The 5342-nt window shown below is 67.1% G+C and carries 10 protein-coding genes; all 10 read left to right on the top strand.

The window, feature by feature from the left end:
- Window positions 1-219: 219 nt before the first annotated feature.
- The 10 genes from AB0395_RS47570 (at window position 220) to AB0395_RS47525 (ending at window position 5338) form a co-directional block, all read left to right on the top strand.
- Window positions 220-1302, top strand: coding sequence for an RNA ligase (locus tag AB0395_RS47570; protein WP_366294819.1), 1083 nt, complete (start codon window positions 220-222; stop codon window positions 1300-1302).
- Window positions 1303-1369: 67 nt separating this feature from the next.
- On the top strand, window positions 1370-1999 hold the full coding sequence (locus tag AB0395_RS47565) for a hypothetical protein (RefSeq protein WP_366294816.1): 630 nt from the start codon (window positions 1370-1372) through the stop codon (window positions 1997-1999).
- Window positions 1996-2745 carry a phage antirepressor N-terminal domain-containing protein gene (locus tag AB0395_RS47560; RefSeq protein ID WP_366294813.1) on the top strand — a complete coding sequence of 250 codons (750 nt, stop codon included), beginning with the start codon at window positions 1996-1998 and terminating at the stop codon, window positions 2743-2745. Before AB0395_RS47565 ends, AB0395_RS47560 begins: the two co-directional genes overlap by 4 nt.
- Window positions 2745-3080, top strand: a complete 336-nt coding sequence (locus AB0395_RS47555) for a hypothetical protein (RefSeq protein ID WP_366294811.1) — start codon at window positions 2745-2747, stop codon at window positions 3078-3080. The genes AB0395_RS47560 and AB0395_RS47555 overlap by 1 nt, the downstream gene beginning before the upstream one ends.
- 83 nt (window positions 3081-3163) lie before the next feature.
- Window positions 3164-3655 (top strand): hypothetical protein, encoded by a 492-nt coding sequence (locus AB0395_RS47550; protein WP_366294809.1) that lies wholly within the window; start codon window positions 3164-3166, stop codon window positions 3653-3655.
- Window positions 3655-3819 (top strand): hypothetical protein, encoded by a 165-nt coding sequence (locus tag AB0395_RS47545; RefSeq protein WP_366294807.1) that lies wholly within the window; start codon window positions 3655-3657, stop codon window positions 3817-3819. The genes AB0395_RS47550 and AB0395_RS47545 overlap by 1 nt, the downstream gene beginning before the upstream one ends.
- Window positions 3816-4208: a hypothetical protein gene (locus AB0395_RS47540; protein WP_366294804.1), complete on the top strand. Its 393-nt coding sequence runs from the start codon at window positions 3816-3818 to the stop codon at window positions 4206-4208. Before AB0395_RS47545 ends, AB0395_RS47540 begins: the two co-directional genes overlap by 4 nt.
- The gene (locus AB0395_RS47535) at window positions 4205-4609 is read left to right on the top strand and encodes a hypothetical protein (protein ID WP_366294802.1); all 405 of its coding nucleotides are present in this window, start codon (window positions 4205-4207) and stop codon (window positions 4607-4609) included. The genes AB0395_RS47540 and AB0395_RS47535 overlap by 4 nt, the downstream gene beginning before the upstream one ends.
- Window positions 4602-4961, top strand: a complete 360-nt coding sequence (locus AB0395_RS47530) for a hypothetical protein (RefSeq protein ID WP_366294799.1) — start codon at window positions 4602-4604, stop codon at window positions 4959-4961. Before AB0395_RS47535 ends, AB0395_RS47530 begins: the two co-directional genes overlap by 8 nt.
- Window positions 4958-5338 (top strand): hypothetical protein, encoded by a 381-nt coding sequence (locus AB0395_RS47525; RefSeq protein ID WP_366294797.1) that lies wholly within the window; start codon window positions 4958-4960, stop codon window positions 5336-5338. The genes AB0395_RS47530 and AB0395_RS47525 overlap by 4 nt, the downstream gene beginning before the upstream one ends.
- Window positions 5339-5342 lie beyond the last annotated feature (4 nt).

The raw sequence follows: 5342 nt of genomic DNA, 5'->3' as shown, positions 1-5342 counted from the left end.
TCCGGCCCTGACGGCGCCCTCGTGTCTGTGGAGGTGCCCGCCACAGAGGTAGGCGCCTGGGCGCCTGACCGTCCCGGGCAGCGGCTGATGCGCCAAGCCGTGTACCTCGGCCCGCTGGTGGACGTCACGGACCTCGACGGCAAACCGCCCTACTGACCTTCCTTCTGTGTCCCGCTCTCGGAGGAGAGCGGGACTTCCTCCCAAGACAGGAGGCCCACTGTGGCTGAGCTACACATCGCGGATCTGCTGGATCTCGAATACCTGGAGGCCGCTGTCGAGGCCGGGTTCATTCGGGTGCAGGAGCACCCCGCTGAGCCGCTGGTCATCTACAACTACACGGCGAAAGCGCAGTACGAAGGTGAGTGGAATGAAGCCACGCTCACGTGCCGGGGCCTGATCGTGGATGCGAAGGGCTGGGTGCAGGCTCGGCCGTTCCGCAAGTTCTTCAACTACGGCGACCCAATGGTCGGCGAGTTGGACGCGTCGGCGAAGGCCGTCGTGGTCGACAAGATGGACGGCAGTCTCGGGATTCTCCACCCGACGTCGACTGGGTGGGCGATCGCGACCCGCGGCTCGTTCGCCAGCGACCAGGCGCAGCACGCCACCGAGGTCCTGCGCTGGCGCTACCCCGACTTCACGCCGCCCGAGGGTGTCACCGTGCTCTTCGAGATCGTGTACCCGGAGAACCGCATCGTCTGTGAGTACGGCGGCGCGGATGACCTGTTTCTGCTGGGCGGCGTGGAGATTGACACCGGGTGTGTGCTCGGCCCGGACGAAGTGCCTGGCTGGGGTGGGCCGAAGGCGACGATGTTCAACGTGCCGACGCTGGCGGATGCGTTGGCCATGCCGCCCCGCCCTGGAGCTGAGGGCCTGGTGGTCCGGCTAGTCGAGTCCGGCGACATGGTGAAGCTGAAGCAAGCCGACTACATGGCTCTCCACAAGATCCTGAGCGGCCTGAACGCGAGAGGCGTCTGGGAGCTCCTCGGCGCAGGCAAGACCGTCGCCGACATCTGCGAACCCCTGCCCGACGAGTTCCACCCGTGGGTGCGCAACCTCGCTGAGGACCTGCAGCGGGAAGCCGCCGAGCTGCTCGAAGACACCGAGCGATACCACGAGAAGATCCTCGCTCGCCTCCCCGAGGGGTGGACACGCAAGGACTACGCGCTCGAAGCATCCACCTCGACCCTCAAGGGCTGGCTGTTCATGCTCCTCGATGAGCGTGACCCGCGTCCGCACATCTGGCGGACCCTCCGCCCTTCCGGCGACATGCGGCCTGTCCAGTTCAACGAAGACGCCGCTTAGCCCTCCTGGGTCCCGCTGTCCAGGAGGACAGCGGGACACCCACCCCAAGCAGTGAAAGGAGCCCGTCATGGGCTACGCCAGTGACCTGTCCGGCGAGATCCAGGCCCATTCGATCTACGCGCCGGAAGGCCATGTCTACGTCATCAAGTTCAGCTCTGGCCGAGTGAAGGTCGGGTTCACCGCTGACCTCAAGACGCGTCTCGCGAATCACGTTGGCGCCGCGAAGGCGCACGGCATCACCATCGAGGAGAAGTGGACGTCCCCCTTCCACAAGGAAGCCCGCCCCAACGAGAAGCGACTCATCGAGTTCTGCCGCTCGATTCCTGGGGCGGAGGCCTCGGGGGAGCACTTCACCGGTGTCTCCTTTGACGACATCGTGAAGTTCGCCACGTCTGAACTTGTCATCACTCGCGCTACGGCTGCGGCTTCGCAGCGGGAACGAGACAAGGCCGCCAAGCGGGAAGAGCGCGCCCGCCTTCTCGACCTTCACGAGGCAGCCACTCAACCCGGCCGCGACCGCATGAAGGCCGCCCTGGAAGCCGTCGGCCTGAAGTTGGCTCCTCTCGCTACCTGGCTCAACGACCCCGCCGCCGCCGCCATGCTCGAACGCCTTTACAACGGCGAGCAGGTGCCGCGCGAGGAGATCGAGGAAGCACTGGGTAAGGCTGTCCAGCGCGCTACTGGCGGTGCCCAGTGAGCGAGATCGTCCCCAGCTCTTTCAACTTTGACGGCGAGCAGTTCCCTGTCGTGCGGATGCCCAACGGAGACATCGGGCTTCCGCTTCGGCGTCTGACGGTGCCTATCGGCCTCAACCCCGATGGCCAGCGGAAGCTCATCGAGCGTTCCGCCTGGTCAAAGGGGCGCACGGACAACATGTACGTGCGTCTCCCCGGCGATGACCGAGTCCGTCAGCACTTCGTGATCAGCTACCGGATCATCCCGATGTGGATCGCGAACGTCGAGACCGGGCGGATGAAGGACCAGGACGCCCGGAAGCGTATTGAGCGGTGGCAGGTCGAGTTCGCTGACGCGCTCTACAACTACGTCTTCAACGGCGGCGCGAGCAATCCCCGGGCTGTCGCTGCCGAACCGGTCGCGCAGCTTCCTGTGCCGGAGCCGTTCACTCCGAAGACGTTCCCGCTCGCTGAAGTCGTGGTGCTGATCAAGCAGAAGTTCGGAGTTCGGATCTCCGTCGCCGACCTGAAGGAGAAGCTCAGGCAGGCCGGAGCGATGCGCCAAGACGACAGACCCCGGTCGGGCTACGAGGCGCTGTTCTGGCACACGGGCGAGGTCGGCAAGGCCTATGAGGTGTTCGGTCACCAGATCGAGGCCGTGTACCGCCTGTACGAGTCCACGAAGCTGCGCCTGGAGATGGCTGCGCAGAAGCAGCTGGCGCTTGATCCTCCTGGCTGGCCTGAGCTTCCCCTCGGGGAGGTGTCGTGATGGACGTCGTCGAGGAGATCCGCGCCGCCGCCGTCACTCTCAAGCAGCGTGCCGAGCACACCCGCAGGGCAATGAAGGCTCTGCCCGGTCCGGAGTACCCGACCGTTGAAGCGTTTCATGAGGCGCTGAGCCGCCAGTTTCCGACGTCTCGCGGGATGGCGGAGCACGTCGCCGAGTGGACGCCAGAAGTGGCCGAAGCGCTCGCTGCGTGGCTGGAAGAGGTCGCTGACGAGGCGGTGAAGCACGCCGCGGGCGGGTGGGGCAACCACATCGACGAAGTCGCGTGTGGGTGGCCGCTCGCTGTGGCCCGCGCCATCAATGGCGTCTCCACCTGATCCACGTTCCCGGACCTCTCCGCCTGGAACGGCGAGGTCCGGGACCCGCCCCTAATTCAAGCACTCCCGAAATGGAGATTCAGGTGGCCCGTAACAACTCTCAGGCAGACCAGCTCACCCAAACCCTCGTCGTGGAGGGGCCTGAGCGCCTCGTCTACAGCCAGGCCATCGTCGCGATGTTCCAGGGCGCAGCTGAGCCGGAGCTGAACAAGGCGGCCGTCGCCATCGCTGAGCGTGAGGCGACGATCAGCAAGTTGAAGGGCGAGATCGCGGCGTGGGAGAAGCACGCCGCTGGGATCCGCCAGGCGATACGCGAGGTCGAAGCCAACTCCGTCCCCGCCCCGCCGATCACGCCTGCCCGGTGCGGGTCCTGCCAGGAACTGATCGTGCTGGGCGAGTTCGGTTGGGTCCACGCCGGCCGGGAGCTGAAGGCCGATGGCCACCTGTGCAATCCGGAGCGTATGGACTCACCGTCTGCGAAGCCGGCCGCGCCGGGGGAGCTCTCGGCCAACCCGGACGCGCTGGTCGCCTCGATCGAGGCCACCCACGAGGAGTTCAAGGGGGTGCGTCGCTGATGCGGATCTTCTCCCGCCGCCGCGGACGTCATGGCCTGCCGGGCTCCTACAGCGGCTGGTCGGCCACGGCCCGCCTGGTCGCTGAACGGGAGCCCAAGCCCATCAACCTGCGTCCCGCCCCCGCTCGTTCACCGCACCTCGACCCGCAGGAGACCGCACAGTGAGCACCGAGACGTCAGAGAAGGCACCGAACTACCACCAGGCCAGGCGCGAGAAGATTGCCGCCGCCATTACCGCCTGGCAGCGCGCCGACGACGGCCAGCCCAGCGGCCCCTACACCGACGCTGACGCCCTGGAGGACATCCTCCGTGAGCACGGCCTGCAGATCGTGCCGACCGCCGCTGGATACGGCCGCTACAGGGTCCTGATCGACGACCAGGCCGCTCCGCACATCGGGTCGACCCGCCCGGCCGGGCCCGTGGACGCCGACCAGGCCGTGGAGATCTTCCTCATCGCCGCGCTGGGGGCAGAGGCCGACGGAGAGCACACGGTCACCATCCGCCCGGCCACTGACGCCGAGCTGGTCCAGGACTTCGTCGGAGGTGTCCTGTGAGCCGTTTCGACGCTCAGGACGCCTTTCGAGAGCTGTCCTACAAGGCTCGTGAGTTCACCATCACCGACATCCACCTCAAGCTGCTGCGCGAAGCGGAGGTGGACTGGGACGACACGGAGTTCGGCGCCCCGTGCATCGACCCGAAGCGCCCGTACGGCAACTCGAACGTGCCCCGCGACATTGCTGAACTCCTCAACCCCGAGGTGCGGGACTGGGACGACACCCGCCTCGACGACTACCTCGACCAGCACTACGACGAGCTGACGAGGCTGCACGTCGAGACCGGCCTGGCCCTGAAGATCTGCCTGCGCCGAGGTGAGTTCAAGCCGGGCCGGTACCAGAAAGTCAACTGGGGCAAGTGGGAGCTCGTCGGGCCGGTCGAGGAGGCCAGCCGTGGCTGACCGTTCCCCGTACACCCGCACCTGGCCGCAGAGGCTGGCTGATGCCGCCCCGTACTTCGGGGCGCTGCTCGTCACCGGTGCCGCTGCCGCAGACAGCGATCGTTCTGAGTGGCTGTGGGCCGTGATCGCCGTGGTCGCGCTCTTCCTGGCTGCTCTCGGTGTGGAGCGCACCGCCCACTACCGGGGCCAGCGGGACAAGATGCGCTGCACGCTGGTGCAGGTGGTCCAGGAGTGCTCGGACCGTCACGGAGCAGGAGAGCGCGCTGACTACTGGGAGGGGCGCATCCCTGACGGTGTCCTCGCTGAGGCGTTCCCTCTGGCCTCCGGCGACTCGGCAGGGGAGGGGCGGTGATCCTCAAGCACCTCTCCCGCGGGAACCTCTTCGGAGTCGGTAGCGGAGCGGTCATCGCCGTCGCTGTGTGGATGGTGGCCGTGTATCTCGGCCAGATCTTCGGTCTCCTCGTCGCCCTTGTAGTGGGTCTCCTGATCGGCCTCCCGATCGGAATGGAGACCCGCAGAGACCGCACCCAACTGGAACTGGCCCGGACCGAGCGGGAACTGGAGACGGCCCACGCGCAGCTCGCCGCCCACGAGGCGACGAACAGGGACCTGCGGGTCCAGGTCGACAAGTACCGGGCGCGGGCCGAGTCCGCGGAGGAGCGCGCCGGACGGCACCTCGCCCGCGCCCAGGCCGCCGAGGCGCGCGACGTCGAGGAGGCCGCACCGTGATCGC

Origin of the sequence: Streptosporangium sp. NPDC051023, from assembly GCF_040689595.1 — a bacterium.
Classification (GTDB): Bacteria; Actinomycetota; Actinomycetes; order Streptosporangiales; family Streptosporangiaceae; genus Streptosporangium.
This window is presented reverse-complemented; position numbering and strand designations above follow the sequence as displayed.

Coding starts and splice junctions, on each gene's coding strand:
- AB0395_RS47555 (WP_366294811.1), top strand. CDS start 2,745: ATGGACGTCGTCGAGGAGATCCGCGCCGCCGCCGTCACTCTCAAGCAG.
- AB0395_RS47565 (WP_366294816.1), top strand. CDS start 1,370: ATGGGCTACGCCAGTGACCTGTCCGGCGAGATCCAGGCCCATTCGATC.
- AB0395_RS47545 (WP_366294807.1), top strand. CDS start 3,655: ATGCGGATCTTCTCCCGCCGCCGCGGACGTCATGGCCTGCCGGGCTCC.